Origin of the sequence: Pseudomonas sp. NFACC25, from assembly GCF_900100935.1 — a bacterium.
In the GTDB taxonomy this organism is placed as follows: domain Bacteria; phylum Pseudomonadota; class Gammaproteobacteria; order Pseudomonadales; family Pseudomonadaceae; genus Aquipseudomonas; species Aquipseudomonas marginalis.
On record NZ_FMUC01000012.1, the window covers coordinates 125775 to 152131 of the forward strand.

The following is a 26357-nucleotide window of genomic DNA, read 5'->3' on the forward strand; positions in this document are numbered from 1 at the left end:
AAGCCTGGACTAGAGCATCAGCCGCACGACCGACTCGCTCGGATCACGGGTTTTGCCGGCTGCCTTGAGCTCGGCGAGATAATCGGCCCACAACGCGTCCTGACGCACGGCCAATTGGTAGAGGTAGTCCCAGGTGAACAGTCCGCTGTCATGTCCGTCGTCGAAGGTCAATTTCAGTGCGTACTGGCCGGCTGGTTCGATCTTGGTCAGGCGCACGTTGAGCTTGCCGAATTGCAGGATGGGCTTGCCGTGGCCCTGGACCTCGGCGGAAGGCGAATGCACCCGCAGCAGTTCGGCGGGCAACTGGTAGACCTCGTCGGGCCCATAGGTGAGGCCGAGGGTGTTGGAGGTTTTGTGCAGGTTTACAGCGGTAGGAAACTTGGCCATATGAGGTGCTCTTGAATAAACCGGCTTAAAAATGTGGGAGGGGGCTTACCCCCGATTGCAGTGGGTCAGCTATAGATAAGCTGACTGATCCACCGCTATCGGGGGCAAGCCCCCTCCCACATTTGAAGCAAAGCAGTTCTGTGTGAGGCTTACAGAATATACCGCGACAAGTCCTCGTTCTGCGCCAATTCGCCCAGGTGGCTGTTGACGTAGTCGGCGTCGATCTTGATCGCTACGCCATTCTGCGCCCCGGCCATGTCGCCGGCGCTGAAGGACACTTCCTCAAGCAGGCGCTCAAGCAAGGTGTGCAGGCGGCGCGCACCGATGTTCTCGGTCTTCTCGTTGACCTGCCAGGCAATCTCCGCCAGGCGCTTGATACCGTCCGGCAGGAACTCGATGCCCAGCCCTTCGGTTTTCAGCAGCTCACGGTACTGCTCGGTGAGCGACGCATGGGGTTCGCTGAGGATGCGCTCGAAGTCGCCGGGGGTCAGCGCCTTCAGCTCTACGCGAATCGGCAGCCGGCCTTGCAGCTCGGGCACCAGGTCGCTTGGCTTGCTCAGGTGGAACGCACCCGAAGCGATAAACAGGATGTGGTCGGTCTTGACCATGCCCAGCTTGGTATTGACGGTGCAGCCTTCGATCAGCGGCAGCAGGTCGCGCTGCACACCTTCGCGGGATACATCGACGCCGCCGGAGTTGCCGCGCTTGGCGACCTTGTCGATCTCGTCGATAAACACGATGCCATGCTGCTCAACGGCTTCCAGGGCCTTGGCCTTGAGCTCTTCGTCGTTGACCAGGCGTCCCGCTTCTTCATCGCGTACCAGCTTCAGCGCGTCCTTGACCTTGAGCTTGCGGCTTTTCTTCTTGCCCTTGCCCATGTTGGCGAACAGATTCTGCAACTGGCTGGTCATTTCTTCCATGCCAGGCGGTGCGGAGATGTCGACGCCAGAGACTTCAGCGACTTCGATCTCGATTTCCTTGTCGTCCAACTGGCCTTCACGCAGGCGCTTGCGGAACAGCTGGCGGGTGTTGGAATCCGAGGCCGGTGCGGCATCTTCGTTGAAGCCCATGCGCGCCGGTGGCAGCAGGGCGTCGAGGATGCGTTCTTCGGCGGCGTCTTCGGCGCGGTGGCTGACCTTGGTCATTTCCTGCTCGCGCAGCAGCTTCAGGGCAGCGTCGGCCAGATCACGAATGATCGACTCGACATCGCGGCCCACATAGCCGACTTCGGTGAACTTGGTCGCTTCGACCTTGATGAACGGCGCGTTGGCCAGCTTGGCCAGGCGTCGCGCGATCTCGGTTTTACCGACGCCGGTCGGGCCGATCATCAGGATGTTCTTCGGTGTTACTTCAACGCGCAATTCTTCGGGCAGTTGCATCCGGCGCCAGCGGTTACGCAGCGCGATGGCAACGGCGCGCTTGGCATCGTCCTGGCCGATGATATGGCGATTGAGTTCATGGACGATTTCGCGGGGAGTCATGGACATAGTGTTTGGCGGCCTCAAGCGGGAATAAGCCTGTGGCTTACTCGGCGAGGTCCTGCTCCTCAATGGTGAAGTTGTGGTTGGTGAACACGCAGATATCGCCGGCGATGCCCAGGGCGGTCTCGACGATTTCGCGGGCCGACAGGTCGGTTTTCTTCAACAGTGCGCTGGCTGCGGCTTGTGCATACCCGCCGCCGGAGCCCATGGCGATCAGGCCATGTTCAGGTTCAACCACATCGCCGTTACCGGTGATGATCAGGGACGCATCTTTGTTGGCGACGGCCAGCATGGCTTCCAGGCGGCTGAGGGAGCGGTCGGTGCGCCATTCCTTGGCGAGTTCGACCGCGGCGCGTACGAGGTGGCCCTGGTGTTTTTCCAGCTGGCCTTCGAAACGCTCGAAGAGGGTGAAGGCGTCGGCGGTTGCACCGGCAAAACCGGCGAGGACCTGGCCGTGATACAGGCGACGCACTTTTTTCGCATTGCCTTTCATCACGGTATTGCCCAGGGAAACCTGGCCGTCGCCGCCCATGACGACTTTGCCGTGGCGACGTACTGAAACGATGGTGGTCAAGGGGAGAGTCTCCACGCAGCGGGGCGAAAATGCCCTGATGGAAACTCATATGGGGGTGGCGGGGGGGATTTCAACCATGGGGGTTTATGGCGGACGAGTGGTGTTTATCGGTCTGACACCCATTTCAGAGCGCTGCAAAACCAACTGTGTGAGGGGGCTTGCCCCCGATGGCGGTGTATCAGTCGCCGAAAATATTGACTGAACTGCCGCTATCGGGGGCAAGCCCCCGCCCACATTTTTATCGAAGTTGAGCCCGAATCAGCGGCTCTGGCGCTGTTGTAACAACAGGTTGCTAAACCCGGCGCCGGCCAATTGCTTCTGCGCCACGGTGAGCTGTTCGCGGTTGCTGAACGGCCCCACCAGCACGCGATACCAAGTCGCGTCCTTCACCGTGCCGGACTCCACCGTCACCGTCTGGCCCAACAGAATGATCTGCGCACGCACGCGATCCGCATCGGCCTGCTTCGGGAACGAGCCCGCCTGCAGGAAGAACTTGGTCACCGGCGCGGCCTTGGTTTCGGCAACCGGTGGTGCTGGTGGCGGAGTAATCCCGGCCAACGCCGCCTGGGCCCGGGCGGTATCGATTTTCGCGGCTTCTGCCGGGGTTACCGGGGTGGTCGGCACTTGCGGCGTCGGCAGGGTTTTCTCCGGCACGGCGTCAGGCGGCACGATCACTTCCGATTCCGGCAGCAGCGTATAGAAGTCGTACTTCGGCTTTACCGGTGCTGTCGGGCTCGGTGCAGTCTTGTTGGCTTCGGCCATTTTCGTGGCCTTCTGCTGCTCCTGCTTGACCCGTTTGACGTCATCGCCCTGGCCTGGGTCCAGCTTCATCAGGAACACGATAAACGCGCCGACCGTGAGGCCGATGGCCATCCACAACCAGCCTGGGATCGGCTTCTTCGCCGGGGCCTGGTAGCGGCTGGCGCCGCGCTTGGGTGCAGGTTTTTTCTTGGCAGCCAACTTACATACGCTCCAGAGTTTCCAGGCCCAACAGTTCCAGGCCTTGCTTGAGGGTCCGTCCAGCCAGTGCGGCGAGGCGCAGGCGACTTTGCTTCTGGGCTTCGTCGTCGGCGGTGAGGATCGGGCAGTTCTCGTAGAAGCTGGAGAACAACCCGGCGACTTCGTACAGGTAGGTGCACAGGATATGCGGCGTGCCTTTCTCGCCGACGCTGTTCAGTACTTCGCCGAATTGCGCCAGCTTGGCGGCCAGCTCCTGTTCATGGGGCGCGTCCAGCACGATGCGGCCTTCGACTTCGCTGAAGTCCTTGCCCAGCTTGCGGAACACACCGGCCACGCGGGTGTAGGCGTACAGCAGGTACGGCGCGGTGTTGCCCTCGAAGTTGAGCATCAGTTCGAAGTTGAAGCTGTAGTCGCTGGTGCGGTGCTTGGACAGGTCGGCGTATTTCACCGCGCCAATCCCCACCACGCGGGCAATATTGCGCAGGTCGGCCTCGGCCAGCTCCGGGTTCTTTTCCTTCACCAGGTTGTAGGCGCGGTCCTGGGCTTCGTTGAGCAGGTCGATCAGCTTGACGGTGCCGCCATCGCGGGTCTTGAACGGGCGGCCATCGGCGCCGTTCATGGTGCCGAAGCCCATGTGCTCCATGTGCATCGGATGGGTGACGAAACCGGCGCGACGTGCCACTTCGAACACCTGCTGGAAGTGCAGGGCCTGGCGCTGGTCGACGAAATACAGCGCACGGTCGGCCTTGAGCACGCCGCTGCGGTAGCGCACGGCCGCGAGGTCGGTGGTGGCGTAGAGGTAGCCGCCATCGGCCTTGACGATGATCACCGGCAGCGGCTCGCCGTCGGCGGTCTTGAATTCTTCGAGGAACACGCACTGCGCGCCGTTGCTCTCGACCAGCAGGCCCTTGGCCTTGAGGTCGTTGACCACGTTGATCAGGTCGTCGTTGTAGGCGCTTTCGCCCATCACGTCGGCCATGGTCAGCTTGACGTTGAGCAACTCGTAGATTTCCTGGCAGTGGGACAGCGAGATCTCGCGGAAGCGGCCCCACAGTTCCAGGCATTCCTTGTCGCCGGCTTGCAGCTTGACCACCAGGCCGCGGGCGCGATCGGCGAACTCTTCGGATTCGTCGAAACGCTTCTTGGCGGCGCGGTAGAAGTTCTCCAGGTCCGACAGCTCGTTGCTGGTGATCGGGTTTTCCTGCAGGTAGGCCATCAGCATGCCGAACTGGGTGCCCCAGTCGCCTACGTGGTTCTGGCGGATCACGGTGTCGCCGAGAAACTCCAGGACCCGGGCCACGCCGTCGCCGATGATGGTCGAGCGCAGGTGACCGACATGCATCTCCTTGGCCAGGTTGGGCGCCGACAGGTCGATGGCCACGCGCTGAGCCGGGCCGGCCTTGCGTACGCCGATCCTGGCGTCGGCCAGGGCCGCATCCAGGCGTGAAGCCAGGGCCTGGGTGTTCTGGAAGAAGTTGATAAAGCCCGGGCCGGCGATTTCGGCCTTGGTAACGCTCTCGTCGGCAGGCAGCGCGGCGATGATTTTTTCCGCCAGGTCGCGCGGCTTCATGCCGGCCGGCTTGGACAGCATCATCGCGATGTTGCTGGCGAAGTCGCCGTGGGTCTTGTCGCGGGTGTTTTCCACCTGGATCGCCGGCGTCAGGCCTTCAGGCAACACACCTTCGTTGACGAGTTGGGTGAGGGCTTGTTGGATCAGCTGGCGAATGGTGTCTTTCATGGTGTTCTCTTTCGACCGCAAGCGGCGGCGCGCGATGCGCAGGTGGAAAAACTGGGCATTATCCGTGGCGAGGGCGGGCTTGCCAACCTTCGCAGGACCTATGGCCAGGCTTAATACAAATCTACCGGGTCTACATCCAACGACCATCGCACCTGGCGGCCACTGGGCATTTGCTCCAGCGCAAGTAACCAGCTACTTAATAGGCGATGCAACGGTGCGCGGGACGTGGCCTGCAAGAGTAGCTGGGCACGATAACGCCCGGCACGACGCTCCATGGGCGCGGGTACCGGGCCGAGCAATTCGATGCCGCTCAGCCCCAGCTCGCCGAGCAAGCGTTCGGCGGCGCTGCAGGCTTCATCCAGAAAACCCTCGGCCTGCCCCGGTTTATGGGCTTCGGCGCGCAACAGCGCGAGGTGCGCAAAGGGCGGCAGGCCGGCGGAGCGGCGTTCGCTCAGCGCCTGTTCGGCGAAGGCAAAGTAGCCTTGTTCGGTCAGTTGAATCAGCAACGGATGGTCGGCCAGGTGGGTCTGGATAATCACCTTGCCCGGCTCCTCGGCGCGCCCGGCACGCCCGGCGACCTGCACGATCAGCTGCGCCATGCGCTCGCTGGCGCGAAAGTCGCCGGAAAACAGGCCGCCGTCGGCATCTAGGATCGACACCAGGGTCACCCGGGGGAAGTGGTGCCCTTTGGCGAGCATCTGTGTGCCCACGAGGATGCACGGCTGGCCCTTCTGGATGGTGGCGAACAGCTGGTTCATGGCGTCCTTGCGCGAGGTGCTGTCGCGGTCGACCCGCAAAACCGGGTAGTCCGGGAACAGAATGCCCAGGCGCTCCTCGGCGCGCTCGGTGCCTGCGCCCACCGGACGCAGGTCGACCTTGCCGCACTGCGGGCAATGGCGCGGTACACGTTCCACATGGCCGCAATGGTGGCAACGCAGTTCGCCATGGCGCTGGTGCACGGTCATGCGCGCATCGCAACGCTCGCACTCGGACATCCAGCCGCAGTCATGGCACAGCAGCGTCGGCGCAAAGCCCCGGCGGTTGAGAAACACCAAGACCTGCTGGCCGGCCGCCAGGGTCTGGCCGATAGCTTGTTGCATCGGCCCGGAAATGCCGCTGTCCAGCGGCCGGCTTTTTACGTCCAGGCGCAGGAAGCGTGGTTGCTTGGCGCCGCCGGCGCGCTCGTTCAGGCGCAGCAGCCCGTAACGACCGGTGTAGGCGTTGTGCAGGCTTTCCAGGGAGGGTGTGGCCGAGCCCAGCACAATCGGGATGTCTTCCTGGCGCGCGCGCACCAGCGCCAGGTCGCGGGCGTGGTAGCGCAGGCCTTCCTGCTGTTTATAGGAGCCGTCGTGCTCCTCGTCGATGATGATCAGCCCGGGATTTTTCATCGGCGTGAACAGCGCCGAGCGGGTGCCGATAATAATGTCGGCTTCGCCATCCCGCGCCGCCAGCCACGACTCCAGGCGTTCACGGTCATTGACCGCCGAGTGCACCAGGGCGATGCGCGCATTGAAACGCTGCTCGAAGCGCGCCAGGGTCTGCGGGCCCAGGTTGATCTCGGGGATCAGCACCAGTGCCTGTTTGCCGGCCTGCAGGGTTTCGCGGATCAGCTGCAAATAGACTTCGGTCTTGCCGCTGCCGGTGACGCCCGCCAGCAGGAACGCATGGAAGCTGTCGAAACCTGCGCGAATCGCTTCATAGGCGGCGCGTTGTTCAGGGTTCAGCGGCAGTTCGGGCTGGGCCAGCCAGTGTTCGTGGCGCGGGTCGGGGGCGTGCCTGCGGATTTCCACCTGTACCAGGCCCTTGGCCAGCAACAGGTCGAGGCTGTCCTTGCTCAGCATCAGCTTGCTCAATAGCTGATGGGCGACGCCGTGGGGATGCTGGGCCAGGGTCGCCAGGGCTTCACGCTGGCGCGGGGCGCGGGCGATGCGCGGGTCGTCGAGGCGTGCGCCGGGCACCGTCGACCAGAAGCGCTCCTGGCGCGTTTCGGCCAGTTCGCCCTGGCGCAACAGCACCGGCAGTGCCCAGCTCAGCGTGTCACCGAGGCTGTGCTGGTAATACTGGGCGGTCCACAGGCACAGCTTGAACAGCGCGGGCGGCAACGGCGGGGTGGCATCGAGCAGGGCGATGGCCGGCTTGAGCTTCTCGGCCGGCACTTCACTGTGGTCGGCGACTTCCACCAGGATGCCGATCATCTCCCGACGGCCAAACGGCACGCGCACGCGCATGCCCGGCTGCAACTGCGCACGCAGCACACCGGCCGGGGCCCGGTAGTCGAACAGGCGGCGCAGGGGCGAGGGCAGGGCTAGGCGCAAAATGGCGTCGGGCACGCGAGAGGTCTCATCTATAAAGGCAGGCGGTGGCGCAGGGGCGGGAGCCTAGCAGACCGGGAGAGGCTTGGGGTAGCCGCCAGTTTTCTGATGAAAGGTGCTTTTATGTTGACACACGATGGGTGTCGCCGCTTGCGCGTTTAAAAAGGTCTGGTAGAATCCGCGGCCTAATTACGTGCGGTATTCGACAATAGTGTCGAGTGGCGGCACGCTAGCCCGAGGAAGTCACCATGAAAGCCGATATCCATCCAGCGTACGAAACCATCGAAGTAACCTGCAGCTGCGGCAACAAGTTCGAAACTCGCTCGAACCTGTGCAAGCCACTGGGTACTGACGTATGCAACGAGTGCCACCCGTTCTACACCGGTAAGCAGAAAACTCTGGACACCGGCGGCCGTGTACAGCGCTTCGCAGATCGCTTTGGTGCTTTCGGCAAGAAGCCTGCTGCTACTCCAGCAGAGTAAGGCTCAAAAGCCTTATGGGCTTTTGCCAGCTGTTGAAAAAGGCGTCCCTTGCGGGCGCCTTTTTTGTGCCTGCGATTTGGGTGACGGCCGTGCAGGCCGAGGTATTCTGCCCCGCGCCGGCAGCCCTGGCCCGCGTGGACGTGCAGCGGGTGGTGGATGGCGATACGGTGCGCCTCAAGGATGGCCGCAGTGTGCGGATGATCGGTATCAATGCCCCGGAAACCGGCAAGAAGGGGCGCGCCGACGAGCCTTTCGCGGTTGCCGCGCGCCAGCGCCTGCAGGCGTTGGTGGATGCCAGCGGTGGTCGTGTCGGCCTGGTGCCGGGGCGTGATCGCAAGGATCATTATGGCCGCACCCTGGCCCACCTCTATGGTGCCGACGGCGAGAACCTGGAGGCGCAGCTGTTGGCCGAGGGCCTGGGGTTCCAGGTCGGCGTGGCGCCGAATGTCGATCTCGTCACCTGTCAGCAGGCGGCTGAAAACAGCGCCCGTAACGCGCGCCTGGGCCTGTGGCGCCAATCGCCGGTACAGTCTGTGGCGCAGCTCAAACGCTCCGGGTTTGCCGTGGTCAGTGGCCGGGTCAGCCAGGTAAAGCGCAATCGTGGCGGTATCTGGATTGAAATGCAGGGATCACTGGTATTACGCATCGCCCCTGTTCTGGTCAGCCAATTCGATGCTGCCACGCTCAATGGTCTGCAAGGCCGCACTGTTGAGGCGCGGGGCTGGGTACAGGATCGCTCGCGACGCGGCGGGCTGAAAAAAGGTCAGGCGCGCTGGCTTCTGCCGTTGACCGATCCGGGCATGCTCAAATCGACGCCTTGAGAAAAAATTGTAGACATTTTTTAAGTCGATTGTGAGCATTTGAGCCCTTGTATCCCGTGGCTCTTGGCCGAAAGTCTTAGTGCAGGGCCCTTGACACCTGTGACTGCCCAGTCTTGTAGGGACTTTACGACACGAGTATCCTCGGCGGTCCGTCGACCAACAGTAAAAGCGGAATGCCGATATGTCTGATTTGAAAACTGCCGCTCTCGAATATCATGCCCATCCTCGTCCAGGAAAGCTGAGTGTAGAGCTCACCAAAGCCACCGCCACCGCCCGCGACCTGTCGCTGGCCTACAGCCCTGGCGTGGCCGAGCCCGTACGTGAAATCGCCCGCGACCCCGAACTGGCGTACAAGTACACCGGCAAAGGCAACCTGGTTGCAGTGATTTCCGATGGCACAGCGATTCTCGGCCTGGGTAACCTCGGCCCACTGGCCTCCAAGCCAGTCATGGAAGGTAAGGGCGTGCTGTTCAAGCGCTTCGCCGGCATCGACGTTTTCGATATCGAAGTCGACTCCGAGAGCCCGCAGGCTTTCATCGACACGGTCAAGCGCATTTCCATCACCTTCGGTGGCATCAATCTGGAAGACATCAAGGCACCTGAGTGCTTCGAGATCGAAAAGGCCCTGATCGAGCAGTGCGACATTCCGGTATTCCACGATGACCAGCACGGCACCGCGATCGTCACCGCGGCCGGCATGATCAACGCCCTGGAAATCGCCGGCAAGACCCTGGCTGACGCCAAGATCGTCTGCCTGGGCGCCGGCGCTGCGGCCATCTCCTGCATGAAGCTGATCGTCAGCATGGGCGCCAAGCTGGAAAACATCTATATGGTCGACAGCAAGGGCGTGATCCAGTCCGAGCGTACCGACCTGAACCAGTACAAGGCGATGTTTGCCCACCCGTCCTCCAAGCGTACCCTGGCTGACGCCCTGAACGGTGCCGACGTGTTCGTCGGCCTGTCCGGCCCGAACCTGCTGAGCGCTGAAGGCCTGAAGTCCATGGCGGCCAACCCGATCGTGTTCGCCTGCTCCAACCCTGATCCGGAAATCGCCCCGGAACTGGCCCACGCCACCCGCGACGACGTGATCATGGCCACCGGTCGTTCGGACTACCCGAACCAGGTCAACAACGTTTTGGGCTTCCCGTTCATCTTCCGTGGTGCCCTGGACGTTCGCGCCAAGCGCATCAACGAAGAGATGAAAGTGGCTGCCGCCAACGCCCTGCGTGAACTGGCCAAGCTGCCCGTGCCTCAGGACGTGTGCGACGCCTACGGTGGCGCCAAGCTGGAATTCGGTCGTGAGTACATCATCCCGAAACCAATGGATAAGCGCCTGATCACCCTGATCTCCGATGCCGTGGCCAAGGCCGCGATCGAGACCGGTGTGGCCACCCTGCCGTATCCGAAAAACTACCCGCTGCAAAGCGTGGATGATGTGTTCAACGGCTAAGCCGTTGTAGCGCACCAACAAAAAGCCCCGGCTCTCGCGAGTCGGGGCTTTTTGCTGTGTGGTAATTAACTCGGAGAACCGAATGTGGGAGGGGGCTTGCCCCCGATTGCAGTGGGTCAGCTACAGATAAACTGGCTGGTCCACCGCTATCGGGGGCAAGCCCCCTCCCACATTGGATCTGTGTTTAAACACAGGCTCTGTCAGAACAGATCGATCGGCGCCGCCTCATCCGCCGGCAACGGGCTGCCCGGTACGACACCGTTGCCCAGCTCGTTGACCGACGGCGGCGTATCTTCGCTCTTGAACAGTTCGAAGTACGCGTTCGGCGTGCTCGGCGAGGCCGCACGGCCACTGACCGGGTCGATCCGCAGGCTGAGGATGCCTTCCGGCTCCGGTTGGGTGTGCAGCGGCTTGTCTTTCAGGGCGGCGCCCATGTAGCTCATCCAGATAGGCAGCGCGACGGTGCCGCCGAACTCGCGGCGGCCAAGGCTTTCCGGCTGGTCGTAGCCGGTCCACACAGTGGTCACGTAGTCGGCGTTGTAGCCGGAGAACCAGGCATCCTTGGATTCGTTGGTGGTACCGGTCTTGCCCGCGATGTCCGCGCGCCCCAAGGCCAGGGCGCGCCGGCCGGTGCCTTTCTTGATTACGTCTTCCAGGATGCTGTTGAGGATATAGGTGGTACGGCCATCCACAATGCGCTCGGCCACGGCGGGTGCCTGCGGTTCGGTTGCAGCGGGGTTGGTGGCTGGCGCGGTTCCTGGGGTCGGCTCGATGGTGATACCGCCATTGCCTGGCGCCGCCAGGCCATCCGTTGCAGCGATGCCGTTGACCACATCACCCGGCACGCGTGGCGGGTTGGCGGTGAACAGGGTGTCGCCGTTGCGGCTTTCGATCTTGTCGATCAGGTACGGCGCGATCTTGTAGCCGCCGTTGGCAAATGTGCTCCAACCGGTGGCGATTTCCATCGGCGTGAGGGTCGCGGTACCCAAGGCCAGGGACAGGTTCGGCGGCAGGTCCGACTTGTTGAAGCCAAAGCGCGTGATGTAGTCGATGGTCTTGCCGACACCCATCGCCTGCAGCAGGCGGATGGACACCAGGTTGCGTGACTTGTACAGCGCCTCACGGATACGGATAGGGCCAAGGAAAGTGTTGGTGTCGTTCTTCGGGCGCCAGACTTTGTCCAGGTACTCGTCGACGAACACGATGGGTGCATCGTTGACCAGGCTGGCGGCGGTATAGCCGTTATCCAGGGCGGCGCTGTAGATGAAAGGCTTGAAGCTAGAGCCCGGCTGGCGCTTGGCCTGGGTGGCCCGGTTGTAGTTGCTCTGCTCGAATGCGAAGCCACCCACCAGGGCGCGGATTGCACCGTTCTGCGGGTCCAGCGATACCAGGGCGCCCTGGGCCAGCGGCACCTGGCTGAATTTCAGGCTGTCGTCCTTCTGGCGTTGCACGCGGATCAGGTCACCCACTTGCGCGACATCCGACGGTTGCTTCGGCATCGGGCCCATGCTGTTGGTGTTCAGGAACGGGCGCGCCCATTTCATGCTGTCCCAGGCCACGTGGGCTTCGCCGGTGCGGGTCAGTACCTGCACGCCATCTTTCTTCACCTGGGTGACGATGGCCGGCTCCAGGCCGCTGATCGCACGCTGTTTGCCCAGCTCGGCCGTCCAGGCGCTCAGGGTCTTGCCTGGCAGGCGCGACTCAGGCCCTCGGTAGCCGTGGCGCTGGTCGTAGGTGATCAGGCCGGAATGCACGGAGTCATTGGCGATCTCCTGCAAGTCGCTCGGAACCGTCGTGGTCACGCGGAAGCCTTCGGTGTAGGCCTCGCTGCCGTAACGACCGACCATCTCGGCACGCGCCATTTCGGCGATATACGGGGCATTCACTTCCGGCGTCGGCACGTGGTAGCTGGCGTTCAACGGCTCGGCCACCGCACTTTCATAGGCGGCCTGGTCGATCTTGCCCAACTTGTACATGCGCCCCAGGATCCAGTCGCGGCGCTCCTTGCTGCGCGCCGGGTTGGCCAGGGGGTTGAAGCGCGAAGGGGCCTTGGGCAGGCCGGCAATCATCGCCATCTGCGCCAGGCTGGCGTCACGAATAGACTTGCCGTAGTAGACCTGGGAGGCCGCCTCGATCCCGTAGGCACGGTTGCCCAGGTAGATCTTGTTGACGTACAGCTCGAGGATCTCGTCCTTGGTCAGCTGACGTTCGATCTGCAATGCCAGCAGGATTTCAGTGGCTTTGCGCGAAAAACTGCGCTCGCTGGTGAGGAAGAAGTTCTTCGCCACCTGCATGGTGATGGTGCTGCCGCCGGATTGAATGTGTCCGCTTTTTACCAGTTGTGTGGCCGCACGCACCAGGCTGCTGGGGTCGACGCCATAGTGGTTGGCAAAATTATCGTCTTCGGCCGATAGCAATGCGCTGATGAAATTAGGTGGAATGTCGGCAAAACGGATCGGTGTGCGGCGCATTTCGCCGAACTCCGCGATCAGCTTTTCATCGCTGCTGTAGACCCGCAAAGGAATCTGCAACTGGATACTTCTGAGGGCCTCTACGGAGGGTAAACCCGGACTAAGGTAGAGGTAGGCCCCGCTGAGTACGAGCAGCAGCCCGCAGACGATCGCGACAATGGAGTACCCGAAAAACTTCAGCAGACGGATCAAGGCTTTTGGATTTCCAGAGAAAAGAATGGGTTACGCGTCGGGGCATGCATGGCAAACGATGGATCGACCCGAGCTGCAGATAAAAAGCGGGGAAAAACGCTGGGCATTAAAGCATTTTTCGCCTTGGGGCGTCATTCGCGCCGGCTCAACAAGTCGACCGAATGCAGGGCTTCCGGCGGCAATCAGGCGTTAAGACAGGCAAAGCTTTGGGGAGTTTTATGGGAAAGGGATTTTTCAGGCGCAAAGTCGACACCGTCCTTGGCGTCGACATCAATGAGGCAGGGATCAGGCTGGTAGAGCTGAACTGTTCAGCCAACCGTTACACCGTGCAGGGCTACGCCACACAGGCGCTGCCGGCCCAGGCGGTGGTCGACGGCGTCTGGCTGGACCTGGAAGGCATAGGCCATGCGCTGTACACGGCGCTGTCCCGGCTGCGCACGTCGGCCAGGCAGGCGGCGGTCGCCGTTTCCGGTCCTTCGGTCATTACACGGGTCATTGAAATGCAGGCGGGGCTTGGCGACGACGAAATGGCCCGGAGGATCCAGGTGGAGGCAGAGCAATACATTCCCTACCCGCTGGACGAGGTGGCGCTGGACTTTCAGGTCCAGGGGCCGTCAACGCAGGATCCCGCGCGGGTCGAGGTGTTGCTGGCCGCGTGTCTGAAGGAGCACGTCGAGGTCCGTGAAGCCGTGTTGGCCCTGGCGGGGCTGGTGCCCAGGGTGGTGGATGTCGAAGGGTTTGCATTGGCGCGCGCTTGCCGTCAGGATTTCGCCAGCTTCACGCCGGGTCATCGAGTCGATGGTGCCCAGTGGATCGTGGATGCCCCTGGGATGGGAGTCGCTTGCGGGTTGGCCCTGAGGAGTTTCGCTGGATGACACGAATCAATCTTTTGCCTTGGCGCCAGGCGCTGGCGGAGCGCAGGCGTAAATATTTCCTGATACTGCTGGTGGCGTTTGCCTGTGTCGCGCTCGCGACGGTGTGGCTGGCGGACCAGGTGATCGACCAGGCGATCGACCGGCAGGTGACGCGAAACGATCATGTGCGCAAGGACGTCGGCGTCCTGGACTCGCGTATCCAGACCATTGACGACCTCCAGGTGCAAAGCCAGCAACTGGCGGAGCGCATGAAAGTCGTGCAGGACCTGCACGATAATCGCTCCGCCGGTGCACAGCTGCTGGATCAGTTGGCCCGTGCGGTGCCCGACGGTGTGCATTTGCATGAGGTCGTGGCGAAGGGCGATACGGTGGGTATCAGCGGCAGTGCTGAATCCAGCCAGGATATTGCCCAACTGATGCGTCGCCTGGAGGCATCCGAAGGCGCCCACGCCACTCGCCTGCAGCATGTACGAACCGAAGGCACTCGCGGCAACAATGAATTCCAGTTGATGGTGCGCCAGGGAGAATCTTCCGAGGCCCAGCCATGAGCCGGTCCTGGCTCGAATTTTCCGCGCTGACTCACAATGCTGCCAAATGGCCCTTACCTGGCAGGATCTTGCTGGGCTGTGCGCTGGCCGGCGTGGTGATGCTGTTGGGCGACCTTGTGTACCTCAGCCCGTCGCGGGAGCGCTTGCGCGAGGTCGAGGTGCAGGAAGTGAGCTTGCAGCAGCAACTTGCGGAAAAAGCCGTCCTGGCTGCGGACCTTGAAGAGCGGGCTCGCCAGGTCCAGCTTATGCAGGAAAAGGTCAGCGGGCTTTTGCAGCAAATGCCCGAAGAGTCCGAAATGCCCGGCTTTCTTGAGGACATCGCCAGGATGGCGCTGGCCAACGGTTTGGTGATTGAGAGCGTCACTCCGCTGGATAAGCTGTCTAGGCCGTTCTATCACGAACAGCCCGTTCGCATCGGCGCCACCGGTACCTATCACGACCTGGCGACCTTTGTGAGTGCCCTGGGCGGCCTTTCGCGAATCGCCACGGCGCACGACATTGCCATAAGGCGGGATGGCAAGCTGCTGCGCCTTGATCTGCTGACCAAGACGTACTGGCATGAGCGACGAGGCATCAAGCGGGACGCGGCTGTCATGCAAGGGCAACCGTTTGTATACGGTGCTTCTGGTATTCGCGATCCGTTCCAGCCCATTGCCCTGCAAGTCGACCGCGCGCCAGGGCGGACGGCCGCTGCGCCGGACCTCGCTCGCCCGCGGGAAGCCTTGGAGGGCCACCCAATGGATCAGTTCGAGATGGTCGGCACGTTGTCCCGTGGGGCGCAGACCTTCGCCTTGCTGCGCCAGGCCTCGACCGTGCATCGCCTGGCAGTCGGCGACTATCTGGGGCCGGACCATGGTCGAGTTACAGCGATTCATGACGGCCATATCGAACTGGTCGAGTTGTTTCCCGATGAACAGGGGGGATGGCTGGAGCGTCCGCGAACCCTCGTGCTAAACGTCAACTCATAACGGAATCAAACAATGAAAAGGACTTTCTCGTCCTTCGGTGTGGCGCTATGGATAGCGTTCACGGCACCGATGGCTGCTGCTGTGCCCAATCGTGTGGACCTGATCCAGCTACCGCCTCCCGGCAGCGCGGATTCGGGCGTCTATAGCGGTGAAAAGTTGAACCTCAACTTCCAGGACATCGGACTACGTGCTGCCTTGCAGCAAATTGCCGACGTGGCGGGCCTCAATCTGGTGGTCGGCGATGACGTACAGGGCTCTATCACCCTGCGGCTCAAAGGCGTGCCCTGGGATCAGGCGCTGGACCTGGTGCTGCAAACCAAAGGCTTGGATAAACGGATAAAGGCCGGTGTCCTGCTGGTGGCGCCGGCCGAGGAGTTGGCTGCACGGGAACTGCTGGCGCTGGAGTCGCGCAAGCAGATGGCCGACCTGGCGCCGCTGCGCCGTGAGCTACTGCAAGTCAACCATGCCAAGGCGGCAGACCTGGCCAAGCTGTTTCAGTCGGTGAGCGGCTTTGAAGGCACGACCGATGAGCGTGGTTCAGTCGCAGTGGATGACCGCACCAATAACATCATTGCCTTCCAGACCGGCGAGCGCCTGGAAGAGTTGCGGCGGATCGTGGCGCAACTGGATGTGCCGGTGCGCCAGGTGATGATCGAAGCGCGGATTGTCGAGGCCAATGTCGACTACGACAAAAGCCTGGGCGCGCGCTGGGGTGGGCGGCTCACTCGCGGGAATTGGGCTGCCGGGGGGATCCAGAAGCCTTTGCCGGACGGTGCCCAGGCGCCGGAAAACGTGCCCGGCTCGCCATTTGTCGACCTGGGTTCACTCACGGGTACATCGGGACTGGGCATCGCCTTTATCACCGATAACCTCCTGCTGGACCTGGAACTGACCGCCATGGAGAAAACCGGCAATGGCGAAATCGTCTCGCAGCCCAAGGTGGTCACTTCCGACAAGGAAACCGCGCGCATTCTGAAGGGCACCGAAATTCCCTATCAGGAATCCACCTCCCAGGGTGCTACCTCGGTGTCGTTCAAGGAGGCGTCCCTGTCGTTGGAGGTCACGCCGCAGATCACCCCCGATGACCATGTGATCATGGTGGTCAAGGTCACCAAGGACGAGCCCGACTATCTCAACAAACTCAATGACGTACCGCCGATCAAGAAAAACGAGGTGAATGCCAAGGTGCTGGTCAAGGATGGCGAGACCATCGTCATCGGCGGGGTTTTCTCCAATACCCAAAGCAAAGTGGTAGATAAAGTGCCATTTTTGGGCGATGTGCCGTATCTTGGCCGCCTTTTCCGGCGCGATGTGCTGGCGGAGAAAAAATCCGAGCTGCTGGTATTCCTGACTCCGCGTATTATGAATAACCAGGCGATTGTTGTGAGTCGTTGATTCTGTGCGAAATTTGATTCTTGTAGGACCGATGGGGGCTGGAAAAAGCACCATCGGCCGATTGCTGGCCAAAGAGCTGCGCCTGCCATTCAAAGATTCCGACAAGGAAATTGAATTGCGCACGGGTGCCAATATCCCATGGATCTTCGATAAGGAAGGCGAGCTGGGCTTTCGCGACCGCGAGCAGGCGATGATTGCCGAGCTGTGCGGCTGCGATGGCGTGGTATTGGCCACCGGCGGCGGCGCGGTGATGCGCGATGAAAATCGGCGGGCGCTGCATGCCGGTGGTCGGGTGGTCTATCTGCATGCGTCGGTCGAGCAGCAGGTGGGGCGTACCGCTCGTGATCGCAATCGTCCTTTGCTGCGCACGGCGAACCCGGAAAAAACCTTGCGCGACCTGCTCGCGCTGCGCGATCCGCTGTATCGGGAAATCGCCGATCTGGTGGTGGAAACCGATGAGCGGCCGCCTCGGATGGTGGTTCTCGACATTCTCGAGCGCCTGCAACGGCTGCCACCCCGTTAAAGCCAGGCCCGAAATGCGCTATTCTCGGCGGCGCGCTATCACCCTGCGGGGTGTGGCGTAGAGCCATCAGGCAACGTCTGATCTCGACGTTACCGGTCGTCAATACATCTTCAACGCGGGGACACATGCAGACACTTAAGGTCGATCTAGGCGAGCGCAGCTACCCGATCCATATTGGCGAAGGTCTGCTGGACCAGCCCGAATTGCTGGCCCCGCACATTGCCGGGCGGCAAGTGGCAATCATCTCCAACGAGACGGTCGCGCCGCTGTATCTTGAGCGTCTGAGCCGCAGCCTGGCGGCGTACTCAGTGATCTCCGTGATTCTGCCCGATGGCGAAGCCCACAAGAACTGGGAAACCCTGCAACTGATCTTTGACGGCCTGCTGACCGCGCGCCATGACCGCCGAACCACCGTGATTGCCCTGGGCGGCGGTGTGATCGGCGACATGGCCGGCTTTGCAGCGGCCTGCTACCAGCGCGGCGTGGACTTTATCCAGGTGCCGACCACCCTGTTGTCCCAGGTCGATTCGTCGGTGGGCGGCAAGACCGGCATCAATCACCCCCTGGGCAAAAACATGGTCGGCGCGTTCTACCAGCCCCAGGCCGTGCTGATCGACACCGCGACCCTCAACACCTTGCCACCGCGGGAACTGTCGGCGGGCCTGGCGGAAGTCATCAAGTACGGGTTGATCTGCGACGAACCCTTCCTGGCCTGGCTGGAAGAACATGTGGACGCCCTGCGCGCACTCGACCAGGTGGCGCTCACCGAGGCGATTTCCCGCTCCTGCGCCGCCAAGGCGTTGGTGGTGAACGCCGACGAACGGGAGTCCGGTGTACGGGCCACCTTGAACCTGGGCCACACCTTCGGCCATGCGATCGAAACCCACATGGGCTATGGTGTGTGGTTGCATGGAGAGGCCGTAGCGGCTGGCACAGTGATGGCATTGGAGATGTCGCAACGTCTGGGCTGGATCAGCGCCCAGGAGCGTGATCGCGGTATTCGCCTGTTCCAGCGTGCCGGTTTGCCGGTTATCCCGCCGGAAGAGATGACCGAGGCGGACTTCCTCGAACATATGGCAATAGACAAGAAAGTGATCGACGGTCGCCTGCGACTGGTGCTGTTGCGCCATATGGGCGAAGCGGTAGTGACCGACGATTATCCGAAAGAGATTTTACAGGCCACGCTGGGAGCGGATTACCGCGCCCTGGCTCAGCTGAAAGGTTAATAAGATCCCGATGACTAGTTTGCATGCCGACGAGGCGTTCCTCGGCCATTACCAGTTAAGCCACGACCCTTTTGCTCCACGGGTGCCTGGTTTCAAATTTTTCCCGGCCCAGCGCAAGCCGGTGCTGGGGCAACTGCACCATCTCGCGCGCTACAGCCAACTGCTGCTGGTCGTCACGGGCCCGTTGGGCAGCGGCAAGACCTTGCTGCGCCAGGCCCTGGTGGCCAGCACCAACAAACAGTCCGTACAGAGCGTGGTGGTGTCGGCCCGTGGTGCCGGTGATGCGGCGGGCGTGCTGCGTCAGGTAGCCCAGGCGCTGGACGTCGCCACTGCCGAGCCGAATGCGATCCTCAAGCAGGTGGTGCAACTGGGTCTGACCGGCCAGGAAGTCTACCTGCTGGTGGATGACGCCGAGCAGCTCGACGAATCCGCCCTGGAAGCGCTGCTGGCGCTGGCGGCGGGTACGCCGGAAGGTCGCCCCCATGTGTTCCTGTTCGGTGAATCGTCGTTGATCGCCGATCTGGAGCAGATCAGCGGTGATCAGGAGCTGTTCCACGTTATCGAACTGCAGCCGTACGAAGAGGACGAAACCCGGGAATACCTGGCTCAACGCCTCGAAGGCGCAGGGCAGGGCATCGAACTTTTCTCCGCTGCGCAGATCTCTGATATTCACGAAAGCTCCGACGGCTGGCCTGGCACCATCAACCAGGTCGCCCGCGATGCCATGATCGAAGCCATGATTGCCAGCCGCTCTGCGGTCAAGCGTCCAAAGATGGGGTTCACTATGCCTAAGAAGCACGTATTGGCAATTTCCGCCGTTGTCGTGGTTGCGGTTGCCGCCGCCTGGTTGATTCCGGGTCGCAGCAAGGCACCGACCACCGCCGGTGCGCCAACCGAACAGGCGCAGTTGCCACTGGGCAAGCCCACGCCGAATGTCGAGTTCGCCAATTCCGGTCAGCCGACCAACCTGCCGATGGTGGGCCAGCCGGTGATGCGTGGCCCGCTCGCCGAAGAAGCCGGTGGTATCTCCGAAGGCGACGACGGTGTGCCGGTGGAAGGCTCCAGCGCCACACCGCCGACCGTCACCACTACTGCGCCACCTGCGGGCGTTCCCGCAGGTACGCCAGCGACCCCTGTGGCGCCCGCCGCCAAGCCGACCCCGGCACCGACCGTTGCCACTGCCAAGCCTGCGGCGCCAGTGGCGAAGCCGGCTCCGGCGCCAGCCGCCAAACCGGCTGAAAAGCCGGCAGCCACCGTCGCCAAGGCCGGCAGCAGCTGGTACAGCAGCCAGCCCACCGGCAACTTCGTCGTGCAGATCCTCGGCACCAGCTCCGAAGCGAACGCCCAGGCGTTCGTGAAAGAGCAGGGCGGCGAATACCGTTATTTCAAGAAAGTGCTCAACGGCAAGCCTCTCTACGTGATCACCTACGGCAGCTTCCCAAGCCGTGCCGCAGCTGATTCCGCCATCAAAGCCTTGCCAGCGAAGGTTCAGGCTGGTAAACCTTGGCCTCGCACTGTCGCCAGCGTTCAACAAGAACTGGCAGCAACTCGCTGAAGATCCGGCGGCCTTACCCAGGCCGCCCTCCCGGCACCTCAAAAAAGATCGCAAGGCGTGCAGCCCCTCCAGGCCGCGCGCTTTGTGGTGTCTGCGTTACAGTAGCTTTTGAGTCGTAGCGGTCAGAATTAAAAAAGTTTTGACTAGCACAGCATATCGCTTTAAACCTTTCATAAATGCGACATAGATTTGCGACATTTCGTCGCTAAATTTGTGAGCGTTCGTGTCGGTGTGTACAATGACCTCCCTTTTGCCCCCGCTAAGCCGGCGTACGTTCGGCGTGGAAGGTAACCGGTTGAATTGAAAAGAAATTTGCCTCGATATAAGAGGCAGCCTGGTGAGAAAGTGTCTATGAAAGCAGGTCTGTACCAACCCGATGAATTCAAGGATAACTGCGGTTTCGGCCTGATAGCCCATATGCAGGGCGAGCCCAGTCATACCCTTCTGCAAACGGCCATCGAGGCCCTGACCTGCATGACCCACCGCGGTGGGATCAACGCCGACGGCAAGACCGGTGACGGTTGCGGCTTGCTGATTCAAAAGCCCGACCAGTTCCTGCGCGCGGTCGCCAAAGAGCATTTCGCGGTCGACCTGCCCAAGCAGTACGCCGTGGGCATGGTGTTTTTCAACCAGGACCCGGCCAAAGCCGAAGCCGCTCGCGAGAACATGAACCGCGAGATCGTCGCTGCCGGCCTGCAGCTGGTGGGCTGGCGCAAAGTGCCGATCGACACCAGCGTGCTCGGCCGCCTGGCCCTGGAGCGCCTGCCGCAGATCGAACAAGTGTTCATCGCAGGCGACGGCCTGAGCGACCAGGACATGGCGATCAAGCTGTTCACCTCCCGTCGTCGCTCGTCCGTGGCCAACGCCGCCGATGCCGACCACTACATCTGCAGCTTTTCCCACAAGACCATCATTTATAAAGGCCTGATGATGCCGGCGGACTTGACCGCCTTCTATCCAGACCTGAGCGATGAGCGCCTGCAAACCGCCATTTGCGTGTTCCACCAGCGCTTCTCCACCAACACCCTGCCGAAATGGCCGCTGGCCCAGCCATTCCGCTTCCTCGCCCACAACGGCGAGATCAACACCATCACCGGCAACCGCAACTGGGCCGTGGCCCGTCGCACCAAGTTCGCCAACGATTTGATGGACCTGGAAGAACTCGGCCCGCTGGTCAACCGTGTGGGTTCCGACTCCTCCAGCATGGACAACATGCTCGAACTGATGGTCACCGGCGGCATCGACCTGTTCCGTGGCGTGCGCATGATCATTCCGCCTGCGTGGCAGAACGTCGAGACCATGGACCCGGACCTGCGTGCATTCTACGAGTACAACTCGATGCACATGGAACCGTGGGACGGCCCGGCCGGCGTGGTCATGACCGACGGTCGCTACGCGGTGTGCCTGCTCGACCGTAACGGTCTGCGCCCGGCCCGCTGGGTCACGACCACTAACGGTTTCATCACCCTGGCCTCGGAAATCGGCGTGTGGGACTACAAGCCGGAAGACGTGATCGCCAAAGGCCGTGTAGGCCCTGGGCAGATCCTCGCCGTGGACACCGAAACCGGCCAGATCCTCGACACCGATGCCATCGACAATCGCTTGAAGTCCCGTCACCCGTACAAGCAATGGCTGCGCAAGAACGCCCTGCGCATCCAGGCGACCATGGAAGACAACGACCACGGTTCGGCGTTCTACGACATCGACCAGCTCAAGCAGTACATGAAGATGTACCAGGTCACGTTCGAAGAGCGCGACCAGGTGCTGCGCCCGCTCGGCGAGCAAGGCTACGAGGCGGTCGGCTCCATGGGCGATGACACGCCGATGGCCGTGCTGTCCCAGCGCGTGCGTACGCCGTACGACTATTTCCGCCAGCAGTTCGCCCAGGTGACCAACCCACCGATCGACCCGCTGCGCGAAGCCATCGTGATGTCCCTGGAAGTCTGCCTCGGTGCCGAGCGCAACATCTTCCAGGAGTCGCCTGAGCACGCCTCCCGCGTGATCCTCAGCTCGCCGGTCGTTTCCCCGGCCAAGTGGCGTTCGCTGATGACCCTGGAGCGCCCGGGGTTCGACCGCCAGATCATCGACCTGAACTACGACGAGAGCCTCGGCCTTGAAGCCGCTGTGCGCAACGTCGCCGACCAGGCCGAAGAAGCCGTGCGCGCCGGGCGTACCCAGATCGTGCTGACCGACCGTCATATCGCTCCAGGCAAGTTGCCGATCCACGCTTCGCTGGCCACCGGCGCGGTGCACCACCGCCTGACCGAAAAAGGCCTGCGCTGCGACTCCAACATCCTCGTGGAAACCGCCACCGCCCGCGACCCGCACCACTTTGCGGTGTTGATCGGCTTCGGCGCCTCGGCGGTGTACCCGTTCCTCGCTTATGAAGTGCTGGGTGACCTGATCCGTACCGGCGAAGTACTGGGCGACCTCTACGAGGTGTTCAAGAACTACCGCAAGGGCATCACCAAGGGCCTGCTGAAGATCCTGTCGAAGATGGGTATCTCCACCGTCACCTCCTACCGTGGCGCGCAGCTGTTCGAAGCCATCGGCCTGTCGGAAGAAGTTTGCGAGCTGAGCTTCCGTGGCGTGCCGAGCCGCATCAAGGGTGCGCGGTTCGTCGACATCGAAGCCGAACAGAAAGCCCTGGCCGCCGAAGCCTGGAGCGCGCGCAAGCCGATCCAGCAAGGTGGCCTGCTCAAGTTCGTGCACGGTGGCGAATACCACGCCTACAACCCGGACGTGGTGAGCACCCTGCAAGCCGCCGTGCAGCAGGGCGACTACGCCAAGTTCAAGGAATACACCGCGCTGGTGGATAACCGCCCGGTGTCGATGATCCGCGACCTGTTCAAGGTGAAGACCCTGGATACGCCGCTGGCTATCAGCGAAATCGAACCGCTGGAATCGATCCTCAAGCGCTTCGACTCTGCCGGTATTTCCCTCGGCGCCTTGTCCCCTGAGGCCCACGAAGCCCTGGCCGAAGCCATGAACCGCCTGGGCGCGCGTTCCAACTCCGGTGAAGGCGGTGAAGACCCGGCGCGCTACGGCACGATCAAGAGCTCGAAAATCAAGCAGGTTGCCACTGGCCGTTTCGGTGTGACCCCGGAATACCTGGTCAATGCCGAAGTGCTGCAGATCAAGGTGGCCCAGGGCGCCAAGCCCGGTGAGGGCGGCCAGCTGCCGGGCGGCAAGGTCAATGGCCTGATCGCCAAGCTGCGTTATGCGGTACCGGGCGTGACCCTGATCTCGCCCCCGCCGCACCACGACATCTACTCGATTGAAGATTTGTCGCAGCTGATTTTCGACCTGAAACAAGTCAACCCGCAGGCCCTGGTCTCGGTGAAACTGGTCGCAGAAGCGGGCGTCGGTACCATCGCCGCCGGCGTGGCCAAGGCCTATGCCGACCTGATCACCATCTCCGGCTACGACGGCGGCACCGGCGCATCGCCGCTGACCTCGATCAAGTACGCCGGCGCACCGTGGGAACTGGGCCTGGCGGAAACCCACCAGACCCTGCGCGGCAACGATCTGCGCGGCAAAGTGCGGGTGCAGACCGACGGCGGCCTGAAAACCGGCCTCGACGTGATCAAGGCCGCGATCCTCGGCGCCGAGAGCTTCGGCTTCGGCACCGCGCCGATGATCGCCCTGGGCTGTAAATACCTGCGCATCTGCCACCTGAACAACTGCGCCACCGGCGTCGCCACTCAGAACGAAAAGCTGCGCAAGGATCACTACATCGGCACCGTCGACATGGTGGTGAACTTCTTCACCTACGTCGCCGAAGAAACCCGTGAGTGGCTGGCCAAGCTGGGCGTGCGTTCCCTGGAAGAGCTGATCGGTCGCACCGACCTGCTGGACATCCTCGAAGGCCAGACCGCCAAGCAACAGCACCTGGACCTGACGCCGTTGTTGGGCAGCGATCACATCCCGGCAGACAAGCCACAATTCTGCCAGGTGGATCGCAACCCGCCGTTCGACAAAGGCCTGCTGGCCGAGAAAATGGTCGAAATGGCCGGTTCCTCGATCAACGACGCCATTGGTGGCGAATTCGCCCTGGATATCTGCAACTGCGACCGTTCCATCGGCGCACGCATCTCCGGCGAAATCGCACGCAAGCACGGCAACCAAGGCATGGCCAAGGCGCCGATCACCTTCCGCTTCAAGGGCACTGCGGGCCAGAGCTTCGGCGTCTGGAACGCCGGCGGCCTGCACATGTACCTGGAAGGCGACGCCAACGACTACGTAGGCAAGGGCATGACCGGCGGCAAGCTGGTCATCGTTCCGCCCAAAGGTAGCGTCTACAAGACTCAGGACAGTGCCATCATCGGCAACACCTGCCTGTACGGCGCCACCGGTGGCAAGCTGTTCGCCGCCGGTACGGCCGGTGAGCGTTTCGCCGTGCGTAACTCCGGTGCCCACACCGTGGTGGAAGGCACGGGCGATCACTGCTGCGAGTACATGACCGGTGGCTTTGTCGCGGTACTGGGCAAGACCGGTTACAACTTCGGTTCGGGCATGACCGGCGGTTTCGCCTACGTGCTCGACCAGGACAACACCTTCGTCGACAAGGTCAACCACGAGTTGGTCGAGATCCAGCGGATCAGCGGCGAAGCCATGGAATCCTACCGGAACCACTTGCAGCACGTGCTGGACGAGTACGTCGAGGAGACCGGCAGCGAATGGGGGCGTAACCTCGCTGAAAACCTCGATGATTACCTGCGTCGTTTCTGGCTGGTCAAGCCCAAGGCTGCCAACCTGAAATCGTTGCTTTCCAGCATCCGTGCCAACCCGCAGTGATATGCGCCTGAAGAGTTTGATGAGGTTTTAACATGGCTGAACGTCTGAATAACGACTTCCAGTTCATCGATGTCGGGCGCAAAGATCCGAAGAAGAAACTGTTGCGTCAACGCAAGAAAGAGTTCGTGGAAATCTACGAGCCCTTCAAACCCCAGCATTCGGCCGATCAGGCCCACCGCTGCCTGGGTTGCGGTAACCCGTATTGCGAATGGAAGTGCCCGGTGCACAACTTCATTCCCAACTGGCTCAAGCTGGTGGCCGAGGGCAACATCCTCGCCGCCGCCGAGCTGTCCCACCAGACCAACACCCTGCCGGAAGTCTGCGGCCGGGTGTGCCCGCAGGACCGTCTGTGCGAGGGTGCCTGCACCCTGAACGACGGTTTCGGCGCGGTGACCATCGGTTCGGTGGAGAAGTACATCACCGATACCGCGTTCGCCATGGGCTGGCGTCCGGACATGTCCAAGGTCAAGCCGACCGGCAAGCGTGTCGCGATCATCGGTGCGGGCCCGGCGGGCCTGGGCTGTGCCGACGTGCTGGTGCGCGGCGGCGTGACCCCGGTGGTGTTCGACAAGAACCCGGAAATCGGCGGCCTCCTGACCTTCGGCATCCCCGAGTTCAAGCTGGAAAAAACCGTTCTGAGCAACCGTCGTGAAGTGTTCACCGGCATGGGCATCGAGTTCCGCCTGAACACCGAAATCGGCAAAGACGTGACCATGGAGCAGTTGCTCGCCGAATACGATGCCGTGTTCATGGGCATGGGCACCTACACCTATATGAAGGGCGGCTTTGCCGGTGAGGACCTGCCGGGCGTTTACGACGCGTTGGACTTCCTGATCGCCAACGTCAACCGCAACCTGGGCTTTGAAAAGTCGCCGGAAGATTTCGTCGACATGAAAGGCAAGAAGGTCGTGGTACTTGGCGGTGGCGACACCGCGATGGACTGCAACCGTACCTCGATCCGCCAGGGCGCCAAGTCGGTGACCTGTGCGTATCGTCGTGACGAAGCCAACATGCCCGGTTCGCGCAAAGAGGTGAAGAACGCCAAGGAAGAAGGCGTGAAGTTCCTCTATAACCGCCAGCCGATCGCCATCGTTGGCGAAGACCGCGTGGAGGGCGTGAAGGTGGTCGAGACCCGTCTCGGCGAACCGGACGCCCGTGGCCGTCGCAGCCCCGAGCCGATCCCGGGCTCCGAAGAGATCATTCCGGCCGACGCCGTGGTCATCGCCTTCGGTTTCCGTCCAAGCCCGGCACCGTGGTTCGAGCAGTTCGAGATCCAGACCGACAGCCAGGGCCGTGTCGTGGCCCCGGAACAAGGCCAGTACAAGCACCAGACCAGCAACCCGAAAATCTTCGCTGGTGGCGACATGGTGCGCGGGTCTGACCTGGTAGTGACCGCGATCTTCGAAGGCCGCAATGCCGCCGAAGGGATCCTGGACTACCTGCAAGTCTGACCCTGATCCCAGGTTGAAAGGGGATCAAAATGTGGGAGGGGCTTGCTGTGGTGAGCGGGCTTGTCCCGCGCCGGGCTGCGAAGCAGCCCCTTTGATCTGCGGTGAACCCGACGGGGGGCAAGCCCCCTCACCACAGCTAGCTACCGCGACA

At 62.1% G+C, this 26357-nt stretch carries 18 protein-coding genes and 1 pseudogene; 12 read left to right on the forward strand and 7 right to left on the reverse strand.

Annotated features, from left to right (window positions below; genetic code table 11):
* Positions 1-9: 9 nt before the first annotated feature.
* The 6 genes from BLQ09_RS23810 to BLQ09_RS23835 form a co-directional block, all read right to left on the reverse strand.
* Positions 10-387, reverse strand: a complete 378-nt coding sequence (locus BLQ09_RS23810) for a gamma-butyrobetaine hydroxylase family protein (protein WP_027605016.1) — start codon at positions 385-387, stop codon at positions 10-12.
* 149 nt (positions 388-536) lie between these two features.
* The gene (gene hslU, locus BLQ09_RS23815) at positions 537-1874 is read right to left on the reverse strand and encodes an ATP-dependent protease ATPase subunit HslU (protein ID WP_027605015.1); all 1338 of its coding nucleotides are present in this window, start codon (positions 1872-1874) and stop codon (positions 537-539) included.
* 37 nt (positions 1875-1911) lie between these two features.
* Positions 1912-2442 carry an ATP-dependent protease subunit HslV gene (hslV, locus tag BLQ09_RS23820; RefSeq protein ID WP_010563201.1) on the reverse strand — a complete coding sequence of 177 codons (531 nt, stop codon included), beginning with the start codon at positions 2440-2442 and terminating at the stop codon, positions 1912-1914.
* Between the two features lie 258 nt (positions 2443-2700).
* Positions 2701-3402 (reverse strand): SPOR domain-containing protein, encoded by a 702-nt coding sequence (locus BLQ09_RS23825; RefSeq protein WP_027605014.1) that lies wholly within the window; start codon positions 3400-3402, stop codon positions 2701-2703.
* Between the two features lies 1 nt (position 3403).
* Entirely contained in the window at positions 3404-5140 is a 1737-nt protein-coding gene (gene argS / locus BLQ09_RS23830) for an arginine--tRNA ligase (protein ID WP_027605013.1), read from the reverse strand.
* Positions 5141-5250: 110 nt separating this feature from the next.
* Positions 5251-7470, reverse strand: coding sequence for a primosomal protein N' (locus tag BLQ09_RS23835; protein ID WP_027605012.1), 2220 nt, complete (start codon positions 7468-7470; stop codon positions 5251-5253).
* 230 nt (positions 7471-7700) lie between these two features.
* Between BLQ09_RS23835 and rpmE the strand changes: the two genes are divergently transcribed.
* The 3 genes from rpmE to BLQ09_RS23850 all read left to right on the forward strand — a co-directional run bounded on the left by rpmE (position 7701) and on the right by BLQ09_RS23850 (position 10205).
* Positions 7701-7934 carry a 50S ribosomal protein L31 gene (rpmE, locus tag BLQ09_RS23840; RefSeq protein WP_005784030.1) on the forward strand — a complete coding sequence of 78 codons (234 nt, stop codon included), beginning with the start codon at positions 7701-7703 and terminating at the stop codon, positions 7932-7934.
* A gap of 14 nt (positions 7935-7948) precedes the next feature.
* A complete protein-coding gene (locus BLQ09_RS23845) occupies positions 7949-8755 on the forward strand; it encodes a thermonuclease family protein (protein ID WP_027605011.1) in 807 nt (268 codons plus the stop codon).
* A gap of 181 nt (positions 8756-8936) precedes the next feature.
* On the forward strand, positions 8937-10205 hold the full coding sequence (locus tag BLQ09_RS23850; protein ID WP_027605010.1) for a malic enzyme-like NAD(P)-binding protein: 1269 nt from the start codon (positions 8937-8939) through the stop codon (positions 10203-10205).
* Between the two features lie 200 nt (positions 10206-10405).
* Here the strand turns inward: BLQ09_RS23850 and BLQ09_RS23855 are convergent, their stop codons facing one another.
* The gene (locus BLQ09_RS23855; RefSeq protein ID WP_371263358.1) at positions 10406-12865 is read right to left on the reverse strand and encodes a penicillin-binding protein 1A; all 2460 of its coding nucleotides are present in this window, start codon (positions 12863-12865) and stop codon (positions 10406-10408) included.
* A 221-nt stretch (positions 12866-13086) separates the two neighbouring features.
* Between BLQ09_RS23855 and pilM the strand changes: the two genes are divergently transcribed.
* From pilM to BLQ09_RS23905, 9 genes and pseudogenes are all read left to right on the forward strand, one after another.
* Complete coding sequence (gene pilM / locus BLQ09_RS23860) at positions 13087-13743, forward strand: type IV pilus biogenesis protein PilM (RefSeq protein WP_027605008.1); 657 nt, start codon at positions 13087-13089, stop codon at positions 13741-13743.
* Positions 13740-14291, forward strand: a complete 552-nt coding sequence (locus BLQ09_RS23865; protein WP_092358751.1) for a PilN domain-containing protein — start codon at positions 13740-13742, stop codon at positions 14289-14291. Before pilM ends, BLQ09_RS23865 begins: the two co-directional genes overlap by 4 nt.
* On the forward strand, positions 14288-15259 hold the full coding sequence (locus tag BLQ09_RS23870; RefSeq protein ID WP_092358753.1) for a pilus assembly protein PilP: 972 nt from the start codon (positions 14288-14290) through the stop codon (positions 15257-15259). The genes BLQ09_RS23865 and BLQ09_RS23870 overlap by 4 nt, the downstream gene beginning before the upstream one ends.
* A gap of 129 nt (positions 15260-15388) precedes the next feature.
* A pseudogene (locus BLQ09_RS23875) lies at positions 15389-16654 on the forward strand (type IV pilus secretin PilQ); the annotation flags it as partial.
* Positions 16655-16658: 4 nt separating this feature from the next.
* A complete protein-coding gene (gene aroK / locus BLQ09_RS23880; RefSeq protein ID WP_003171222.1) occupies positions 16659-17177 on the forward strand; it encodes a shikimate kinase AroK in 519 nt (172 codons plus the stop codon).
* A 125-nt stretch (positions 17178-17302) separates the two neighbouring features.
* Complete coding sequence (gene aroB / locus BLQ09_RS23885; RefSeq protein ID WP_027605004.1) at positions 17303-18403, forward strand: 3-dehydroquinate synthase; 1101 nt, start codon at positions 17303-17305, stop codon at positions 18401-18403.
* 10 nt (positions 18404-18413) lie between these two features.
* Positions 18414-19958 (forward strand): SPOR domain-containing protein, encoded by a 1545-nt coding sequence (locus tag BLQ09_RS23890; protein WP_027605003.1) that lies wholly within the window; start codon positions 18414-18416, stop codon positions 19956-19958.
* Between the two features lie 351 nt (positions 19959-20309).
* Entirely contained in the window at positions 20310-24755 is a 4446-nt protein-coding gene (gene gltB / locus BLQ09_RS23900) for a glutamate synthase large subunit (RefSeq protein WP_027605001.1), read from the forward strand.
* Positions 24756-24787: 32 nt separating this feature from the next.
* A complete protein-coding gene (locus tag BLQ09_RS23905; RefSeq protein WP_027605000.1) occupies positions 24788-26206 on the forward strand; it encodes an FAD-dependent oxidoreductase in 1419 nt (472 codons plus the stop codon).
* Positions 26207-26357: the final 151 nt, after the last annotated feature.